General features: G+C 65.0%; 21 protein-coding genes. All 21 read right to left on the bottom strand.

Translation table 11 applies throughout. The features are described from left to right. Positions 1 to 45: 45 nt before the first annotated feature. The 21 genes from AC1POX_RS08405 to AC1POX_RS08305 all read right to left on the bottom strand — a co-directional run bounded on the left by AC1POX_RS08405 (position 46) and on the right by AC1POX_RS08305 (position 16549). Positions 46 to 744 carry a phage minor tail protein L gene (locus AC1POX_RS08405; protein WP_372356987.1) on the bottom strand — a complete coding sequence of 233 codons (699 nt, stop codon included), beginning with the start codon at positions 742 to 744 and terminating at the stop codon, positions 46 to 48. After that, a complete protein-coding gene (locus tag AC1POX_RS08400) occupies positions 741 to 1061 on the bottom strand; it encodes a hypothetical protein (protein WP_372356986.1) in 321 nt (106 codons plus the stop codon). The genes AC1POX_RS08405 and AC1POX_RS08400 overlap by 4 nt, the downstream gene beginning before the upstream one ends. Further along, a complete protein-coding gene (locus tag AC1POX_RS08395) occupies positions 1058 to 1333 on the bottom strand; it encodes a hypothetical protein (protein ID WP_372356985.1) in 276 nt (91 codons plus the stop codon). Before AC1POX_RS08395 ends, AC1POX_RS08400 begins: the two co-directional genes overlap by 4 nt. Beyond that, positions 1333 to 1842: a hypothetical protein gene (locus AC1POX_RS08390; protein ID WP_372356984.1), complete on the bottom strand. Its 510-nt coding sequence runs from the start codon at positions 1840 to 1842 to the stop codon at positions 1333 to 1335. Before AC1POX_RS08390 ends, AC1POX_RS08395 begins: the two co-directional genes overlap by 1 nt. 9 nt (positions 1843 to 1851) lie before the next feature. Beyond that, entirely contained in the window at positions 1852 to 2184 is a 333-nt protein-coding gene (locus tag AC1POX_RS08385; protein WP_371893640.1) for a phage tail protein, read from the bottom strand. Continuing rightward, the gene (locus AC1POX_RS08380; RefSeq protein ID WP_372356983.1) at positions 2184 to 5546 is read right to left on the bottom strand and encodes a phage tail tape measure protein; all 3363 of its coding nucleotides are present in this window, start codon (positions 5544 to 5546) and stop codon (positions 2184 to 2186) included. Before AC1POX_RS08380 ends, AC1POX_RS08385 begins: the two co-directional genes overlap by 1 nt. Before the next feature lie 3 nt (positions 5547 to 5549). Then, positions 5550 to 5864 carry a phage tail assembly chaperone gene (locus tag AC1POX_RS08375; protein WP_372356982.1) on the bottom strand — a complete coding sequence of 105 codons (315 nt, stop codon included), beginning with the start codon at positions 5862 to 5864 and terminating at the stop codon, positions 5550 to 5552. Between the two features lie 28 nt (positions 5865 to 5892). Continuing rightward, complete coding sequence (locus AC1POX_RS08370; RefSeq protein ID WP_372356981.1) at positions 5893 to 6285, bottom strand: hypothetical protein; 393 nt, start codon at positions 6283 to 6285, stop codon at positions 5893 to 5895. A gap of 97 nt (positions 6286 to 6382) precedes the next feature. Further along, complete coding sequence (locus AC1POX_RS08365) at positions 6383 to 6850, bottom strand: hypothetical protein (protein WP_016850920.1); 468 nt, start codon at positions 6848 to 6850, stop codon at positions 6383 to 6385. A 74-nt stretch (positions 6851 to 6924) separates the two neighbouring features. Beyond that, entirely contained in the window at positions 6925 to 7323 is a 399-nt protein-coding gene (locus tag AC1POX_RS08360; protein WP_372356980.1) for a phage tail terminator-like protein, read from the bottom strand. Further along, positions 7320 to 7745, bottom strand: coding sequence for a hypothetical protein (locus tag AC1POX_RS08355; RefSeq protein ID WP_372356979.1), 426 nt, complete (start codon positions 7743 to 7745; stop codon positions 7320 to 7322). The genes AC1POX_RS08360 and AC1POX_RS08355 overlap by 4 nt, the downstream gene beginning before the upstream one ends. After that, positions 7726 to 8823, bottom strand: coding sequence for a phage minor head protein (locus tag AC1POX_RS08350; RefSeq protein ID WP_372356978.1), 1098 nt, complete (start codon positions 8821 to 8823; stop codon positions 7726 to 7728). The genes AC1POX_RS08355 and AC1POX_RS08350 overlap by 20 nt, the downstream gene beginning before the upstream one ends. Further along, positions 8823 to 9182, bottom strand: coding sequence for a hypothetical protein (locus AC1POX_RS08345; RefSeq protein ID WP_127159215.1), 360 nt, complete (start codon positions 9180 to 9182; stop codon positions 8823 to 8825). The genes AC1POX_RS08350 and AC1POX_RS08345 overlap by 1 nt, the downstream gene beginning before the upstream one ends. After that, positions 9182 to 9694 carry a DnaT-like ssDNA-binding protein gene (locus AC1POX_RS08340; protein ID WP_372356977.1) on the bottom strand — a complete coding sequence of 171 codons (513 nt, stop codon included), beginning with the start codon at positions 9692 to 9694 and terminating at the stop codon, positions 9182 to 9184. The genes AC1POX_RS08345 and AC1POX_RS08340 overlap by 1 nt, the downstream gene beginning before the upstream one ends. Before the next feature lie 2 nt (positions 9695 to 9696). Next, positions 9697 to 10227 carry a hypothetical protein gene (locus tag AC1POX_RS08335; RefSeq protein ID WP_372356976.1) on the bottom strand — a complete coding sequence of 177 codons (531 nt, stop codon included), beginning with the start codon at positions 10225 to 10227 and terminating at the stop codon, positions 9697 to 9699. A gap of 48 nt (positions 10228 to 10275) precedes the next feature. Then, positions 10276 to 11205, bottom strand: a complete 930-nt coding sequence (locus tag AC1POX_RS08330; RefSeq protein WP_258077184.1) for a DUF2184 domain-containing protein — start codon at positions 11203 to 11205, stop codon at positions 10276 to 10278. Between the two features lie 13 nt (positions 11206 to 11218). Beyond that, positions 11219 to 11659 (bottom strand): structural cement protein Gp24, encoded by a 441-nt coding sequence (locus tag AC1POX_RS08325; RefSeq protein WP_372356975.1) that lies wholly within the window; start codon positions 11657 to 11659, stop codon positions 11219 to 11221. A 3-nt stretch (positions 11660 to 11662) separates the two neighbouring features. Beyond that, positions 11663 to 12757, bottom strand: a complete 1095-nt coding sequence (locus tag AC1POX_RS08320) for a DUF2213 domain-containing protein (RefSeq protein ID WP_372356974.1) — start codon at positions 12755 to 12757, stop codon at positions 11663 to 11665. Positions 12758 to 12760: 3 nt separating this feature from the next. Then, entirely contained in the window at positions 12761 to 14572 is a 1812-nt protein-coding gene (locus AC1POX_RS08315; protein ID WP_372356973.1) for an anti-CBASS protein Acb1 family protein, read from the bottom strand. Further along, positions 14572 to 16140 (bottom strand): phage terminase large subunit, encoded by a 1569-nt coding sequence (gene terL, locus AC1POX_RS08310; protein WP_372356972.1) that lies wholly within the window; start codon positions 16138 to 16140, stop codon positions 14572 to 14574. The genes AC1POX_RS08315 and terL overlap by 1 nt, the downstream gene beginning before the upstream one ends. Next, complete coding sequence (locus AC1POX_RS08305; protein WP_372356971.1) at positions 16055 to 16549, bottom strand: terminase small subunit; 495 nt, start codon at positions 16547 to 16549, stop codon at positions 16055 to 16057. Before AC1POX_RS08305 ends, terL begins: the two co-directional genes overlap by 86 nt. Between the last annotated feature and the right edge of the window lie 184 nt (positions 16550 to 16733).

Genomic DNA, 16733 nt, shown 5'->3' with positions numbered 1-16733 from the left:
CCCGCACGTGGCGGGCCGGAGATAGTTGAATTTGAGGCCGCGCGATCAGGTGCGCAGGAGACCTGCCGCCGGGAAGCCGCCATAGGGCAGCGGATTGTTCGCGCCATAGCGCAGCTTGCAGCTGCCCAGCCTCCCCCCGCAGACGTCACGCGCTGGATCGTCTGTAGGTTGGTCGTTCGCGTCCGCTACAGCCGGGCCGTTGTATCCGCAATACGGTCCACGGTAGCCACCGCGAAGAAGCCACCCGCACATGCCTGCGAGGATCTGACGCCCCGGCAAGTACGCGCCTGCGAAGTCCGCCGGGGAGACCAGCTCGAACTCCACGACCTCGTTGTCCTCGGAGACCTTGCGCTCGATCAGCCAGATGTCGTCGGCAAAATGCTCGTTCGGATCTGCCGTTCCATTTCCGCCGGCGAAGTTGACCGCGTCCAGGTACTTCGTCAGCGTCCGGCGACGCACCACACGCGCGCCAACCAGATCGTCGAAAAGCAGGCAGAGCGCAGCGATCGTTCCGTTCACGTTGCCAACGCGCAGCCTGGGCGTTGGCTGCTGATCACTGGTCACCTCGAAACCTGATGCTTCGACCGGCCATGGCGTGTAGAGCCTCTCCTGCCAAACGATCGGTGTGGACTGCAGGTGCGGGTGGAACAACAGCGAGTCGGCGCCGAGAGATGTGGCATCCAGTTCGAACAAAGTCACACGCGCGCCAGGCTCCAGGGTCTGGATGTCGGCGAGGATGCTCATGCGGGCCAACCGAAGCTCTGAGGATTCGGCAGCAAGCCGACGACTTGCTCGATTGACGTCACTCCTTCTGGGGGAGCTGCCTGTAGTTCGTATAACGTCCGATAGACCGCATCACGCCAGGCAATTGCCGCTGCAGCTTCGGCACGGAACTGCGCGTCAGTGCTGTTGGCGTAGCTGACGCAGGACACGATGTTGTCATAGCCACGAGCCTTAACAGTGTCATCTAGCCATCCCGAAACGCCCGTGAGGAGAGACTCGTGGAGCTCGCGCTGCTTTATCTCGGGGGTGATCACGCGATTGAAGTCGATGTTGCTCATCGGCTCACCTCACCTGATTCAAGCTCGATCGTATAGGTCTGCCACGGCTCTTCGTCTGCTGCATAGGGAAAAGCCAGCGCCAGGGAGACAATGCCGTTCTCCTTTCGGACCGATCCAACAACAAACGGGGATGCAACAGCGCCGTGAGGCAGCTCGCAGTGGTCAGGCAACGGCCCGAAATCAAATTGTTCGCCATTGATTGTTAGAACGTCGTCCGCACAGGAGACCGAGAGCTCCGCATCGGACCTCTGCGCAATTATGGTGATCCGCATCAGAACCAACTCCCCACGGCAATGATTCCGGCGTAGATACCGTTGATCGCCCCGGTATAACCGTTGCGAATTGAAGCGGCGACGGCGGTCGCTGTTACCCCCCCCTCGCAGTTACCAGTGACGTAATAGGGGAAGCTGCAGTTGATGTGCAGCGCAACTTGCGGCGCCCCGGAGAAAGCAGCGGCGAAGGTCAACGTCCCGCTGTTGTAGACAGCGCCGGTTGCCAGATTAAAAGGCCCGAATCCCCTTATGCATACCTGCATGCCATTGGCAAATCGCCAGTAGGATCCGTTGGCGTTGCTGCCCCTTTCCATCACAGCACCAGTAGCAGTACCGCCTGACTGCGAAACAATTCCCAGGATATCTGCGCGCGACGCGCTCTTCAGCAATGCAAGTGATGTGTAGTTCTCGGCGAAATTTTCATTTACTTTGGTGAAAGCAACGCGGGGAGCATCCCCGCGCTCACCACCGGACTGGGGTGTATCAAGATCAATGACCTGACGTGCCATGTAGTTTCCTTACGGCTGAAATTTTTGTTCAAAGGTGGCGCTGATGGAGAGCATCGCGCCGCCCTCTCCTCGGTCGCTGTAGCCGTCGCATTGGTAGTAGCCCTGGCCGCCGATCCTTGGCGTCCAGAGGAACGAGATACCGATGTGTGCGTCAAGAAACGCGGCGATTTCATTCATGCGCGCTTCGGGGCCAGTGAAGGTCACCTGGTAGGAGCGCTTGATCGGGTTGATGCCGTCGGCAGAGGACTGGCTGTAGCTGTCGCCGAACTCTGCGCGCTTGACCACACCGGTCGCGGTGCCACTGCTCTGCGATGTGGGCTTCCATGGAAAGACATCCGCCATCAGCGCGCTCCCGTCAGCAGGCCGCCTGGCCGCATCTGTTGCACCAGCACCCGCTTCACCTCTGGTTCGATCAACTTCGCGAGCGCGCGGCCCATCGCGTTGTCGTCACCGGTGGTGGCCGATGTGGTGCTACTTCCATCACTCTGGACCACGGTGTTGATGCTCACGTTTACGGTTGGAGTAGCAGAGCCGCCGCCGTTGCCGGATGCCAGCTGATGCATCGGCACCACCGTGCCGTCGTTGCCGGGGATCAGGTAGCTGCGCCCGCGCCGATCATTGAAGATTTCCGGGCGGTCGAATTCGCCCACCTCGTACATCGACGAATTGGACACGTCGCCACCGCCAGCACGGCCACCGCCGAAGCTCGCCCAGCTGCTGCCGGTGAAGCTGTCCACGTTGTTGCCGAAGTTGAGGTTGCTGCCTGCGCCCGCGCTGGTGCCAGTCCATGCGCCGCCGGCCGCCGCACCCGCGAAGGATCCGACGATGGAGCCGATGGCCCCGACGATCGCCTGCCTTGCGGCAATGCGCGCCAGATCCGCCAGGATCGACTTGGTTAGATCCGAGAACGACAGCTTGCCCGTCTGCACGAAGCGGACGAATGCATCCTCCGCCGCGCTGAGGCCGTTGGACAGGGCGGAACCCGCCAGATCCGAGGCGTTCGCAGCGGAAAACGCGTAGTCCTCCCAGACGCGAGTGAAGCCAGTCCGCCAGTTACCCAGCATCGCCATCCGCTGCTGCTGGTAGTCCCGCTCGATCTCCAGCGAACGCTGCTTGCTCGCCTCGAGCAGGGCGATTTCGTTCTGGTACTCGCCGTCGCTGAGTGGGTTCTGGCCGCGCTGCTCCTTCTCCAGCTTCTCCCGCTCGCGCAAGTACTCCCGCTGGATGTCCAACTGCCGCTGCAGCATCTGCGTGGCATCAGCGCCGCGGCCGATGCCCATCAGATCGACATCAGACTGCTCTTGCCGTTGCTTCTCCAGCTGCGCCAGCCGCTCGGTAAAGGCCGCCTGCGCCACCAGATCACGCTGCGTCTGCTTCGCCTTCTCGGCCTGTGCATCACTCGCCTGTAGCTGCGGGATCATCGCCTGCAGCAGCTGCTTGCTCGCCGCCGTCATCGTATTGGTCTTGTCGGCAAGCAACTGCCGAGCCTGGATCACGAGTCGGTCGCTGGCCGATACCTTGTCGCCGCTCTCGGCCAGCTGCTGGTTGGCGGTGATCTGCCGCTGCACGCTGGCGATGAAGCTCTGCGCCGCGTTGTCGTCCGTGTTCGCCTTGCCGACGCCTTCCCGCTGGTTGAACTGCTTGTCGATCTGCGCGTTGGATTGCGCGATGAGGCGTTGCATGGAGCCGTCGGACAACCGCGAATCAGGGTTCCCCTTCGCGTCGCGCGCGCCTTCCAGCTTGTTGTAAAGCTCGATGATCTTGTTGCGGGCGGCCAGCTTGGCCGATTCACGATCAAGCCCGGCAAGCCGCGTGGTGAGTGCTTCCGATGCTGCTTTGGCCGCTACGTCCTGCTCTTGGTAGACCTTGGCCATATCTTCAATCGCCTTGCGCCCATCTGCCTGCACTTCAAAGATCGGTGTAGGTAGACGAGAACCGCCGATGAGCGAGTTCAATCGCTGCATCTGAGCCTTGGGCGACGCGAGCGTAGTGATCATGTCGAATTGAAGGCCAGACGCTGGGAGCAAGTTCTTTAGCTTCCCGCCGAGCTTTTCCAGCTCAGTGCTGAAGGTCATCACTTCGCCCCACGCACCGCCGACCTCGTCCTTCACATCTCGCCACCACTTCACCAAACTCGGCATTGCTGCCTCGGCCTGATTGGCGACATTGATCGACCGCTCGTAGTAGATCTGCAGCGCTTCAGCAACAGCCTGCTGCTCTTGGCCCTCCTCCTGCAGTGTGCGGATACGCAACAGCTGCGCCGCGGTGAGAAAGCCCTCCTGCTTATTTAGCTCCACCAATGCATCTACCGGATCACGCGCGATGCGCTGGAACGCCTCGACGGTCTTGCTGCTGGCTTGGCCGGTGGAAGACTCCATGCGGGCAGCCGCCTCGGCGACCATCAAGAACTGCTTGCCGGCAAACTGGCCGGAAGCAGCGACGGCTGTCAGCGCATCCACAGCGCCGCCGCGCGTCACACCTGCCAGCTTGTCCAGATCCGAAACCAAGCCGCGGAACTGGCCACCGCTGATATCCGCATTGCGGCCGGTGAGGATCAGGTTCTTCTGGAAGTCGAACAGCTCATCCTGGCTTTGCTTCAGCGCCACCGCTAACGCGACTGCGGCGGCAGCCGACAATGTCATCGGATTGACCATGCCCAGCACATAGGAGGACACGGCCTTCGCAGCCGGGCCGATGCCGCCAAGCTGGTCCTTCAGCTGGCCACCCTGCTGGATCGCTACCATCCAAATCGGTTGGCCGCTCACGATGCTGGTGACGATGTCCGTCATCTGCGCCGGGATCATCCGCATTGCCGCTGCCGTCTGGCGCGCCGACATGGCGTATTGCTCGTTGGTGTTCTTCGACTTGAGCAGCGCCTGCCTGCTTGCCTCGATCTGCGCCTGGTACTGCTGCATCACCTGCGGCTTGATCAGCCCGAGGTCGCCGGCACGCTCCAGCCGCTCCTCCATGTCGGCCAGGCGGTTTAGCCCGGCCACGGTGGGGTCGATCTGCGCGAGCAGGCGCTTGAGGTTGAGCTCCTGCACCTCAGCTGCGCGCGCCGCCTCCCTGGCCTGATTGGTGGTGCGCGCCTCGGCCTCCTGCAACGCACGCGCACGCGCCACCATGCGCTCCTGCTCCGTGCCTGCGCGCGACAGCGCCGCCGCCTGATGGTCGATGCCGGCAGCCGAATCACGTGCCGCCTCGGCCAGTGCGCGATCCGACACGTTGGCGGTGCGCTGCGCCTCCGCATACGCCATGGCCTGCTGCGCAACGCTGCGGTAGCGCGCCTCCTGCTGCTCCAGCTGCTGCTCGAGCTTCTGCGATGCGGTGGTGGAGGCCGTGGCACCGGCTGCAGCCTCCTTGCCTGCGGAGCTGTAGGCCTTCAAGCCGGCGGCGGTACCGGTCAGACGGCTCTCCATGGCCACCAGCGCGCTGACGATTTCCGCCTGCGCGCGGTTGAGCCCCTGCAGCTCGGTGATGACCGTGCCGGTACCGATGCCGATGCGATCCAGCGCACCGCCCAAGCGATCACCCAGCACCACCGCGGATCGGTCGATCGAGCGCGACATCGATTGGAAGTAGCGCTCCAGCCGATCCGCTGAACCGCTGGCCTTGTCGGCGGCGGCGGCGTTCTGATCGAGCGCCTTGGTGCTCTCCACCAGGCCACTCGAATCGACCCGAAAGCCAAGTTCGGCGATATCCATCAATCAGCTCCAAGTGTTGCCAGGGTCGGGCGTGCGCTCACGGGCCGCGGCTTGTTCTTCGCGCACAGCGCGCAGGTAGGCGTCATCCATCGCCATGAGCATTGCCACCTCCTGCGGCAGGACATCGCAGGCGGCCATCTCCTGCCACGCGCGCAGCTCGGCATAGGACAGGGCCTCAGGACCGCTACGGCGCCGTCCGGAGAGCAGCCAGAACCAATCCCAGACGTGCGCCGCCTCTTCCGGCATGTCGACTTCTGGCGTCGGCTGCTCGAAGCGCGCATTGCGCGCGCGTCGTGTCTCGCCCTTCGCGTCCGGCATGTCGTACCGGACGCTTAGATACGTGGCGTCAGCTATCCGCGTCTTCAGCGCTGCGAAAAAACTCCGCGCGGTTACCCAGCTCCACCTCCAGCTGGTCGCCGATCCACGGCAGTTCCTTCAGCACCTTGCGCAGGGATTCGTCGGTGAGCGGCGGCTTGGCACCGTGGAAGGTCAGGTCGCCCAGCCACTCCCAGGCGCCCACAGAGGCGATCAGCATGTCGGTGCGGCCCTGCTCCATCTTGGCGGCGGTCACCTTGCCCTTGCCCTGCAGGCGGTCGTCCAGCGCCCTCCGGCTGGCCTCGCGCACCTTCGGGTGGGTGTCGGGCAGCAGCGTGATGCGCAGGCCCACAGGAACCTCGGTGGCGGGGTGCTTGATGTCGATGGCGCGCTCGGCGGCCACGATGGTGGTCAATTCGGTCATGGGTGATCCTTTGCGATCGATCCGGGAGGTGAAGCAGGGGAAGCCGGCCGGATCAGATCCGGCTTGTCAGGCGGCCGCCCTATCCCCTGCTGTACGGTTACGGGGTGGTGGGCGCCGGCACTTCGACGGGCACCTGGTTCAGGGCCAGCGAGTAGACGTGCAGCACAAAGTCCTCGTTGCGACCGCCAGGCGTGCGAGGACCGGTAACCAGGCCGCGCAGGTATTCGATTTCGCCGGACGGGCGCTCGACCTTCAGCGCATAGGCGCTGGTTACCGTTGGCTGGCCAGCTGCACGCATGGCGATCTGGCCCGGGTCTGCGAGGTCGCGCGCCATCTCCACCTCGGGGTCGCCGGCATTCGAGATGCCCTTGCCCTTCAGCGATACCGCCGTGTCCCACGTGTCGTAGGTAACGATATTGGTGGTGAGACCGCGCTCGCCGACGCTGCCGACCTTCTTGACCTGCACGTAGGTCAACGCTTCGAACTGTGTCTTGGTCAGGTCGCTGTTCTGCGGCGTGGCGCAGATGTAAAGCTTGGAACCGCTGTTGGTTTGTGCCTCAGCCATTGCTGATATCTCCTCGCGTTGGGCATAAAAAAACCCGCCACGGGGCGGGGTTGGGGAACTACTGCGGTTGGCTGCTACACGAAGCCGCGCCACATGATGGTCACCGGATGCATGTGCCGCTCCGGGTCTTGAATGATGGTTGAGGTCCAGGGCATGCGGTACACGCACATGCCGGCGAAGGTCGTTCCCTTGCCGAATGCCGCGATGATCTGGTCGGTGAGCTGCGTGCCGACCATGATGCCGGCGCCTGGCCGATAGCACGCCGCCAGCTGGCCGAAGCCCTGCATCAGCGACGGCCCGTCGTCCTCCATGCCGTAATTCTGGGTCTGGTTGGGGAACCACTGCAGCTCGAGCCAGGATCCGCTGGTCGGCGGAGTGAAGCCAATGCCCGGATAGGAGCACGGCACGCCGATACTCGCGGCGAAGGCGCCAACCAGGCCGGCGAAGGCGTCATAGATCGCGGTGTCGCTCATGGGATGCGTGCCTTCACCTTCGCGGTGACCTCGTTGACGATGAAGTCCCAGTTCTGCGCAGCAGCGCGCATGAAGCCGTTGCCCGCCTGTTCGTACTGCCGGCCGAGACTGTCCTTGCCACTGAACCCGTGCTCCATGCGCAGCGCGTACGCAGCGGTCCAGCCGGCCCAGACGCGCTCGCCAAGCTGCAGGGATGCGAAGACCATGGCGGGGTCGCCGCTCTCCGATGTCGCCGGGCCGTCCTTCGACGCCGCCCTTGAGTTGCGCAGCGTGCCAGTGACCACCGGCATCTTGCCGCCCTTGGCCTTGGGCGTACTCGCCTGGTCCATCACCGCCTGCGCTGACTCGCGGAAGATCGCCGTCTGTCGCTGCTTCGCCTTCTCCGCGAAGGCCCTGACTTGGTCACCGAACTTGCTTGCCACGTAGCACCTCCGCCGTCATGTCGATCCGATACTGCTTCGTGCAGCGGCAGCCGACGATCTCCTCCGGGCCTGCACCCAGGCTCGCGTCGCCCGGATAGTTCAGCAGCGCGCCGCTGGGCGACTGGAATGGCTCACCGAATGCTCGTTTCTGCCCGTTCATCGCCTTGTGAGTGTGCCGGGTTCGCTCATCACCTGTGTCCGACCAGGTGCCGGTTACGTTCTCCGGCGCCAGCGCACCCGCTTCGATCTGCTGGCGGTACGCCTCTTCGCGGCCGGCATTCATGCTGGTGATCGACTCGGTGCGCGCGATCATCTCGCCACGCAGCTGCAGCAGCCGGTCGGCGTAGCGCCCGGCGATCTTGTCGATGTCCGCCTGCGATACCGGCTTGCCGGCAGCGATGGCGCGCTTGACGATGCCGTCGAGGCGCTTGTCGCGGCGCTTACGGCCGAAGTACTTCGCCATCTCCTTCGGGTCACCGCTGGCCAGCTCTCCGCGCATGCTCTGCACGAACTGACCCTGCTGCGATGTCAGGCCCAGCACGCCGCCGGTGCGCCGGCCCGTGTCTCCCACGCGCCCCACGATGTCCAGCGCGCTCTGACGAGGATTGCGGCCGGCGACCATGCCGCTCTCCAGTACATTGCGGATCAGCGTGCGCTGGTCGTTGACGATGCCGGTGATGAGGTTGCTGGACTTGTCGCGCAGCCATGCCTCGGCGGTGGGGTTGCGCAGGTCGAAGTTCGGACGCAGTGCGGGCGAACGCACGTCCTGCCGTGGCTTGTAGTTGCCGGTGATGATCGGATCCAGGCTGAGCCGCATCTTCGGCATCTCCGACACCCCCTGCTGCCCGCCTGCCGCGTAGGCGTTGCGCAGCGCTTCGCCCAGATCCGCAAAGCGCGGCTCGTCCAGCCCCATCACGGTGAGCACGTCGTCGATCCGCCCGGCCTGCAGCAGGTCCGCGATGAGCTGCACGCCTGCCTGACTGGTGACCTCGGATATCGCCTTGAGGAACGCGCGCGCAATGGCCGGCTCCAGCTTCGCCGCCAGCTGTTCAAGTTGGCGGGAAGTCGTTGCGGCCATCAGCGTCTCGCGTGAAATTCGAAGAGGAGGATCTGCCCGCCTGGTGACAGCGGCTGCAGGTCAATGAAGCGATACAGCACGCCGCCGAGCAGGATCCTGTCGTCCTTCGTCGGTTCAATGGCCACATCGGTGGAGATCAGCCCCAGCTTGTCCCCCTGCAGCACCAACGTGGCGTCGCGGTTGGTCAGGCTGTAATCGACTTCCACCACCTTGCAGTCGTGCCGCGTTGGCGGCCCCTGCTGCGGGTTGTGCGGCGGCCCGGTGATGGCGCCGTCGCGCTCCAGCTGTGTGGCGTATCCGTAGCCACCGATCAGCCTGCGAGCGGTCGCTTCCAGTCGTGCATAGAGCGCGGCGGCCATCAGACCACCCTCATGGCTGGCATCACCATCGGGCGACGCAGCAGCGGCGCCAGGATCTCGTCGATGCCCGGAATGACCGGACGGTTCGGCGTGCTGCCTGCAGCTGTGCTGGCACCGTATGAGACTTCGATCGGGCCGACCTTCTCGCGCGTGACCTGCGCGCTCGCGACGTAGTCCGGCGATAGGCTGCCGGGCTCGATCAGCTCGCGCAGCGCTGCTTCGTACGCCGCGTGCTCCACCTCGATCGGCACTGCGTCGGCGGCGATCGGGTTGCCGTCGTAATCCACTGCGCCTGTGCGGGGCCATTCGTTCGGCTGGCCCCGCCCCTGGGTACGCACGCCGGGGAACATCGACTGCCACCGGCCCGAAGACAGCAGCACCCGGTACCGGCCGTCGATGTAGTCGGTACCGCGCACCAGGGACGCCCTGCGGGCCTCCTCACTGCCTGCCGCCCATGCTGCGTTGCCACGGACCAGGTGATACGCGTCTGCTCCTTCCAGCGTGCCGTACATGGTCAGCTCCCGGTCTTGGGCTTCTCGGCGTCGTCCAGCGCGGCCTGCAGCTTCTCCAAGCCCCAGCGCTTGTCGTGCCTGATGCCGCCGGCTTCCAGCTTGGCGATCAGATCGACCTTCTTCTGGTCATCTGCGGCCTTCGCGTCGATCACCGCCTGAGCGGCAGCAGCGGCTTCGGCCTTCAGCGCGTCGAGCGATGCGCTGATACGTGCCTCGCGGTCCACTTCGTCCAGCGAATTCCAGTCCTCCAGCGACAGCGCCGAGGCCTTGAACGCGTGCTGCACGACATCGTCGCGCGTGACGCTATCGCCGCCTTCGATGAGCAGGATGCTGTCGGGCAGGTTGAACGTGCCGAGCAGGAACGGCGCGGTGTCGTCCTCCGACTCGGTGAGGATGTTCGCGGCGAGCCACGCCTGCACGACGGCGTTTTTCTTGATGGCCTGCCAGTTGGGCACGATGGCCGGCGAGCCGGGAATGATCTCGGTGCCGTCCGGCAACGCCAGCGGCGTCTTGTGGTTGTTGCTGATCTTCATTGCATGCTCCGGTGTGGCCCCGCCTGTGCCGCGCGGGGCCGTTGTGGATCAGATGCCGTCGACGTAGACGACCTGCTTCGGGAGGCGCACGTCCAGGCCGCCCAGGCGCATCACGCCCGGGATGTCCCAGCGCAACGGGCCGGACTGCCACGCGGGCAGGAAGCGGTGCGGCATCGGCATGTGCAGCTTCAGCACGTTGGCGTCGTAGCGGTACGCGACCATGCGGGGCACGCCGCCGACACCTGCAGTGTCCAGGCCGCGCTGGCCGCGCACGGTCAGTGGCTGCCCTGTCTGCACGGTGTAAACGTTGTTCGCCAAGAACCATTGCAGGATGGTCATGTCGCTGTTGTCGCTCATCTTGCGAGTGGCGATCAGCAGGTAGCGCAACCAGGGAAGCAACAGTCGATCTGCGATCGCTGCGGTGTTCGTGCCATTGAACACATTCAACAGCGCCTGGTTCATGTCGCCGACAATCTCGTCGGGAGTGGCGTTGGGCCAGTCGCCAGTGGGTGCCGCTACCGGAGTGACACCTGCTGCGTTGAACAGGCCGCTGAACCCCTTGCTGGCGTCGCCGAACAGCGCGACGCGGTCGACCATATCCTCGGATGCACGACGCGCGACGGCTGCGTCCTCGTTGGGCAGGTTGATACCGAGCAGCTGTGCGCGGCCGATTTCTTCCCAGCCGTAGCCGTAGCCGATACCAGCGGTGTGCACGCCGGTCTGGAACTGCGAGCGGTTGGTGCCGGCCTTCGGGATATCGTCGGCGTTGCCGTTGATCCAGTCAGCCTTGCCGTACTGGTCTTGCGAGTAGTAGGTGACCGACGTGGCGAACTCGCTGCCGGACGTATCGACCGGGATCAGGTCCCGGTACTGGATGTCCGGGTAGACGGTCCGGTAGACGCCGGGCTCGATGATGGTGGTCTGCGAGACCACGAAGCCCATGACCACCTGGGCGTCGAAGAGTGGATGTGCACGCATGCGGATAGGCTCCTTAGCCGAGACGGACAACGGCCAGCTGGGCTGCCGCGGTGGTGCTGGTGTCCCAGCGGGCGCCGGTGATGGCGGTGTTGTTGGTGGCGACGTTGGTGAACGCGCCGGCTGCGGTGAGGTACACCGGATCGCCGGCGGCGACGGCGACCGAGGCGGTCACCCAGATGTCGCCCTTGGTGATGACGCGCGCCGATGCACGCTGCGGGAACAGGTCCAGGCCCGTGGCCGAGCGATCCAGCAGCGTGATGCCGACGAACTTCAGGTTGGCGCCGCCGAACGTGACGATGCCCTTATCCGTCGCGCCCTGTGCCACGGCCAGGCCGAACGCGAGGCCGACGACGTCCTCGACAGTACGAGAGATGATGGTGGACGGGAGCATCGTGGCCTGCATGCCGCGCGTGGCTGCAGGCTGGATCTCCGGGTAGTTGGTTTGCAGTGCCATGACTTAGGCCCCCTGGTTCTTGGTGCGGTAATCGAGGCCGGCGACGGACGCGGCGTAGCCGTTGTCCTGCACGACGGTGCGGTGTGCGGCGCCATCGCTCAGTGCGCGCGTGACCGGATCGAACGGCTTCACGCCATCGGCGAGGATGTCGAAGCGCGCCTCGATGTAGGCGTCGCCCTTGCCGGCGATGGCGGCGTCACCGAGCTTGCCGATGACAGCAGCCTTGCGAACGTCCGCATCGCTCTTGCCGCGATAGTCGGCGTCGTGGATTGCCTTGGCCGTGGCCAGCAGGTCACCACGCGCCTGCACGCGCGCATCCAGGGCAGCGGCGTCCAACACCTTGCCCTTCAGGTCGTCGATGGCGGCGTCGCGCTTGGCGATCTCGGCATCCTTGAGCGCGAGGGCCGCGGTGTGGTCGGTCGCCTGGCGCGCGGCAACTGCGTTGGAGTCGGAGAGCTGGCGCTGCAGCTTGTCGATGGCCTGGGCGCCGGCGTCGGTGGTCTCGACGGACAGCCCATCGACCAGGACGGTCCGGGTCTTGATGTCAGGCATTGAAGTGTTCCTCTGATGGTTGTCGTCGCCGATACGAAGGTGTTCACCACCGCGCGCCCGGTCGACTAGCGCGAGATGGTTGTTGCGGATGTTTCGTTGCACGGCGTCGTAGGGCTCGCCTTCGGGCGTCACGCCATCCTCGAAGACGATCTCTGCGGTGTAGCCCTGCGACAGCTCGACCTTGCCGGCCTCCCAGTCGGCGATGGCCGCCTTGTCCATGAGCACCAGCGGCACGCGCACGAACTTGTCGTCGTGCCGCACCTCGTCGCCCGTCTGGCCGACGGCGTACTGCTTCCAGTTGCTCGCGTCGACCATCACCGGCGGGTGGTCGTTGGTCATGGGCCGGTGCGCGAAGCTGCGCAGCGTTGCGTCGGAGAAGACCTCTTCGGGTGGCCGGTACAGCCGCACGATCGGCATCTCCGGCTTGCCGACCTCCGAGCCCAGGTATTCCTGGATGCCAGTGCGCGCCACCTTTGCATCGGCCACGAGGTAGCCGTCCGCGGTGCGGCGTGGCGCCGTCACCGAGACTCGATCTTTCAGAAACATGGTTCAGTCCTCGCGGATCTCTTCGAAGATTTCCGGGCCCAGCACGATGCGGCCCCGGTACGGCTCAACCTTCGACAGGTCGATGGGCGACTTCGTCAGGCTGATGTGCGGCATGTAGTCCGGGAAGTCGTGCGAGGCGCCTGCCCGGACGATCTCCTCATGGCGCCAAGCGAGCTGCGTGGACGCGAACAGGATCACCGCCGACATACCGCCTAACGGCTCGATGGCGCGCGGCCCACCGCGCGGAATGATCAGCTCACCACTGCTATCGCTGCTCCACTCACTCGCGTTGCCCGCCTTGATCCAGTCGAAACGCTGGCGCGAATAGGCCACCGTCACGTGCAGGTCGTCGGCGATGTCCGTGATGCCCTGCTCCCGTGCCCAGGCTTCGATCTCCGCCGCGTTGAGCACGTCCCGGCGCACATACAGCGAGCGAGGCTCGGCGTCGGTCAGCGGGTTGCCCTGCTTGCCCTGCGTAGCAGCCAGCGCGGCCGCTGCACGCTCCTCCTCGTCCTGATCCTCCTGCCAGTCCGGATTCGCCCTGGTGAAATCGTCCATCGCCGATTCCAGGCCAGGCGCTACGCCCGCCTCGGTCAGCATGTTCACCGCCACCTCGGCCAGCACCTCATCGGGAATGAGCTTGGTGTCGGCGAGGGTCTTGATCGTGTCGGCCGTGGTCTTGCCGTTGGTGGCGCGCTCGGTGTCGCTGGTCTGCCACAGGCTGCGCCAGCTGTAGAACACGTCCTTGGGTCGGCTGCCGAGCGCCGAGTAGATCAGGCACTCATCCAGCACCGACATGGCCGGCGTGTAGATGAGCTCCTGGCCTGACTTGATGCGGTCGTAGTAGTTCCGGATGTCGTTGTCGCCGGTGCTGTTCAAGCCACCGGGCGACTGGCCCAGCAGACGCGTTAGCGGGATATCCACCGCGCCCGACACCTGCTGCAGGAAGGCCAGCATCACATCGACCAATCCGCCGAAGGACGCAGACTTCTGCGTGTAGGTCTCCTCCCCATCCAGCACCAGCATGCCGTTGATGCCCTTGGCCATCGCCGCGAGCTGCAAGCGCTGGAGCAGCTGCGCCTCATACGCTGGATCTGCCAGCTGCGACATGAGGTTCGGGATGTTCAGCACATCGACCTTCGCCTCGAATACCAGGCTGGCGATGTTGGCGCTCGTGCTGTCCGCCTGCTTCACCGCGTCGCTGGTCGCCATCAGGACCGAGTCGCCCCAGCCGTCACCGTGATCGATATCCGGATCCGGCCGATGGGCACCATGCAGGATGACCAGCCGCGAGGGATGAATCTCGACTTGGCCGGCTCGTGCCGAGGTGAGCGTGTAGAACGCAGGACGGCCGAAGCTGGGCGACTCGGCGTCCCGATCCAGCTCGCCTGCAGTCAGGATGCGCTTGGTCAGCACGTTGAGGTGCTTGACGCCCTCCTTCCTCAAGCGCGTCGGGTCCAGCGGCTTGCTGACATCCGAGTCGCCGGTACCGATGTAGATCGCAGCGCCACCGAACAACCGCGCCTTGATGTGCGCCTCCAGCAGCTTCACCTGCAGCCCCAGCCGCTTCTCCTCCGCCTCGAGCTCGCTGATCTGAGTCTGATCGGCATTCCACGTCCGCCAGTTGCGGCAGCCGTCGAGCGCAGGGATGTCGATAATCTTGCGAGCGAGCCACGTGCCGCGATAGGCGTTGCTGGCATCAATGTCGCTCAGCGGCGCGAGCGCGTAGTGGCTGTGCAGCGCTTTGTCGCGCGAGGTGCCCAGGTTGGCCACGAGATTGACCAGCCCGTCTTTCAGTTGTGCGAGCTTGCCCATCAGAGTGCGTTTCCAAGGTTGTAGGTGCTGCCTGTGACCAGCTCAGCGAATGCGCCAGAGAGCGCGTCGACCTGGTCGTCGTGTTTGGCGTTGGGGAACTCGGCGATCTCGTCGAGGAAGGCGGCCACCCAGGGGCCATTCACCAGCTTGATGTTGCCGGCCTCGGCCTGTGCCTCCACCGGTGTTGCGCGGACCTCCTTCGATCCGGACTCGATCGCGGCCTTGATGTCCCAGCCGGCCAGCAGCTTGATCTGGTGCGCGGCGTTGGACTTGCCGGCGGCGCCAGGATCCTGCGGGATGCGCACCTTGATCGTTCTGCCGTCCTGCCGCGCGGTGTTCGTCAGCATCCGCTCCACGCCAGCGGGCGACACCTGGTCGCGCACCACGTCGAGCACGTAGTAGATGCCGCCAGCCTCGCCCAGCAGCAGGCCGACCGTGTAGTCGGGATCGCTGCTGGTCTTCTCCTTCGGATCGGTGGCGGCGAAGTCCCAGCGCCGAACCTTGCGCGCGGTCGAGATGGCCGGTGCCGCTTCCACGACCTCGAACCAATCCCGCTTGAACGAGCCACCGTCGCGCGGTGTTGGCCGCTGCTGGTACTGGCCGGCATACGCGTAGGTGCCTTTGGCGCGCTTCAGCCGTTCGATCTCGGCGCGGGGGAAGCGCTCCGGAAAGAGCAGCTCACCCTCCTGGGTGCGCGGATCCTCGAAGAACAGCTTGCCGTCGACGTAGGTGCGGCACGGACCGCCGCTCTTCTTGCCGTCCTTGTCCGTCCGCTCTTCCTCGAACTCCATCGGGAGGTTGAGGTGGACGAAGCCCAGATCCAGCTCCATCGCCACCGCTGCAATGTCCTGCTGGTGCAGGCGCTGCATGATGATGACCATGGCCGACGACGTGATGTCGTTGAGTCGGTCGGTGATGCCCTCGCGGAAGATGCGGACGGCGGTCTTGCGCTCGGCGTCGCTCTCGGCTGTTTCGGTTGAGTGCGGATCGTCGACCTTGACCCGGTCGCCGCGTCCGCCCGTCATCGAGCTGAAGGGTCTGGCCTCACTGAAGCCGTTGCCGGTGTTCTCGAACTTGCCCTTGGCGTTCTGGTCGCCGCGCAGCTTCAGCGGCCACGCCGCCTGATACTGGTCGCTCTCGATGAGGCGCCGCAGCTTCAGGTTGTCGCGCAGGACGTTCGGCTGGCTGTAGGAGGTGGCCAGCGTCTGCAGGTCGGCGCGGCCGCATGGACCCCACTCCCAGGCAGTCCAGAACACCAGCACCAGCGACTTCATCATGCCCGGCGGCACGGTGATCAGCAGGAACTGGATGCGACCCTCTGTGACCGCCTCCAGGTGCAGGCACATCGCCCGCAGTGCCCAGCCGATCTTGAGCGGCCGGGTCGGTTCAAGCACGTGCCAGTGCTCGCGAATGAAGCCCTCCAGCGACTGCGACCGCGCCCGGATGCCTTCGACATCCTCAGCGATGCGCAGGCGCTCCCGCTCAGCCTCCCGCCTGGCCCTCTCCGCTCGGATCTCCGCCAGCGACGGCAAGCGGACCGAGGATCGATTCAAGGCGATCGAGGTCATCGTCGGACACGTTGCTCAGGTCGTAGGTGCCGATGGCACCGGAATGGCGATGGCGCTCGACGGCGAGGCCGTACAGCTTTGCCTTGCCCATGGTGGCGGCGACCATCGCGGACGCCTGCTTCTCTCCCTGGGCAATGCCCCGGGCTTCCTCCAGCTCTGCAGCCAGGGAATGCACGGTCACGGCTGCCTGCTGGGCGACCTTGGCCTGCGCCTTCTGGATGGCGGCGGCGATGTCGGGTTTGGTCAGGTTCTCCGACCCGACACTCCTGGCGGTCTTCTCGCTGTACCCGGCGCGGATGGCCGCCTGGGTTGCGTTCTGGTCCTTCAGGTACTCGACCACGAAGCGCTGCTGCTTCTGGGTCAGCCCGGGCGTCGCACGCGCGTTGGGCTTGGGTTTCTTCTTGGGCATGGGTCTGGCTCCCCGGGTGGGGCCGGTGAAAGGAAAGCGGAAATTTCTCCGGTGGATCGCGGTAAGCCCACGGGCGAAGGTGGCGTCGCGTCAAAGCGGCACATACGAGACGGGGAACACCGCTGGGTCTTCACGTCTTCAGATGCAAATGGCGGGATTTCGTCAGGTCACCTGACGGAGGCTG

The organism is Xanthomonas sp. NCPPB 3442 (assembly GCF_056725145.1).
This window is presented reverse-complemented; position numbering and strand designations above follow the sequence as displayed.

What these genes read in the sequence shown, in the direction of transcription:
- AC1POX_RS08400 (WP_372356986.1), bottom strand. Translation starts at nt 1,061, where the DNA reads ATGAGCAACATCGACTTCAATCGCGTGATCACCCCCGAGATAAAGCAG.
- AC1POX_RS08405 (WP_372356987.1), bottom strand. Translation starts at nt 744, where the DNA reads ATGAGCATCCTCGCCGACATCCAGACCCTGGAGCCTGGCGCGCGTGTG.
- AC1POX_RS08365 (WP_016850920.1), bottom strand. Translation starts at nt 6,850, where the DNA reads ATGGCTGAGGCACAAACCAACAGCGGTTCCAAGCTTTACATCTGCGCC.
- AC1POX_RS08335 (WP_372356976.1), bottom strand. Translation starts at nt 10,227, where the DNA reads ATGAAGATCAGCAACAACCACAAGACGCCGCTGGCGTTGCCGGACGGC.
- AC1POX_RS08380 (WP_372356983.1), bottom strand. Translation starts at nt 5,546, where the DNA reads ATGGATATCGCCGAACTTGGCTTTCGGGTCGATTCGAGTGGCCTGGTG.
- AC1POX_RS08375 (WP_372356982.1), bottom strand. Translation starts at nt 5,864, where the DNA reads ATGCCGGACGCGAAGGGCGAGACACGACGCGCGCGCAATGCGCGCTTC.
- AC1POX_RS08395 (WP_372356985.1), bottom strand. Translation starts at nt 1,333, where the DNA reads ATGCGGATCACCATAATTGCGCAGAGGTCCGATGCGGAGCTCTCGGTC.
- AC1POX_RS08360 (WP_372356980.1), bottom strand. Translation starts at nt 7,323, where the DNA reads ATGAGCGACACCGCGATCTATGACGCCTTCGCCGGCCTGGTTGGCGCC.
- AC1POX_RS08330 (WP_258077184.1), bottom strand. Translation starts at nt 11,205, where the DNA reads ATGCGTGCACATCCACTCTTCGACGCCCAGGTGGTCATGGGCTTCGTG.
- AC1POX_RS08315 (WP_372356973.1), bottom strand. Translation starts at nt 14,572, where the DNA reads ATGGGCAAGCTCGCACAACTGAAAGACGGGCTGGTCAATCTCGTGGCC.
- AC1POX_RS08390 (WP_372356984.1), bottom strand. Translation starts at nt 1,842, where the DNA reads ATGGCACGTCAGGTCATTGATCTTGATACACCCCAGTCCGGTGGTGAG.
- AC1POX_RS08345 (WP_127159215.1), bottom strand. Translation starts at nt 9,182, where the DNA reads ATGGCCGCCGCGCTCTATGCACGACTGGAAGCGACCGCTCGCAGGCTG.
- AC1POX_RS08385 (WP_371893640.1), bottom strand. Translation starts at nt 2,184, where the DNA reads ATGGCGGATGTCTTTCCATGGAAGCCCACATCGCAGAGCAGTGGCACC.
- AC1POX_RS08325 (WP_372356975.1), bottom strand. Translation starts at nt 11,659, where the DNA reads ATGGCACTGCAAACCAACTACCCGGAGATCCAGCCTGCAGCCACGCGC.
- AC1POX_RS08370 (WP_372356981.1), bottom strand. Translation starts at nt 6,285, where the DNA reads ATGACCGAATTGACCACCATCGTGGCCGCCGAGCGCGCCATCGACATC.
- AC1POX_RS08340 (WP_372356977.1), bottom strand. Translation starts at nt 9,694, where the DNA reads ATGTACGGCACGCTGGAAGGAGCAGACGCGTATCACCTGGTCCGTGGC.
- AC1POX_RS08350 (WP_372356978.1), bottom strand. Translation starts at nt 8,823, where the DNA reads ATGGCCGCAACGACTTCCCGCCAACTTGAACAGCTGGCGGCGAAGCTG.
- AC1POX_RS08305 (WP_372356971.1), bottom strand. Translation starts at nt 16,549, where the DNA reads ATGCCCAAGAAGAAACCCAAGCCCAACGCGCGTGCGACGCCCGGGCTG.
- AC1POX_RS08320 (WP_372356974.1), bottom strand. Translation starts at nt 12,757, where the DNA reads ATGTTTCTGAAAGATCGAGTCTCGGTGACGGCGCCACGCCGCACCGCG.
- terL (WP_372356972.1), bottom strand. Translation starts at nt 16,140, where the DNA reads ATGACCTCGATCGCCTTGAATCGATCCTCGGTCCGCTTGCCGTCGCTG.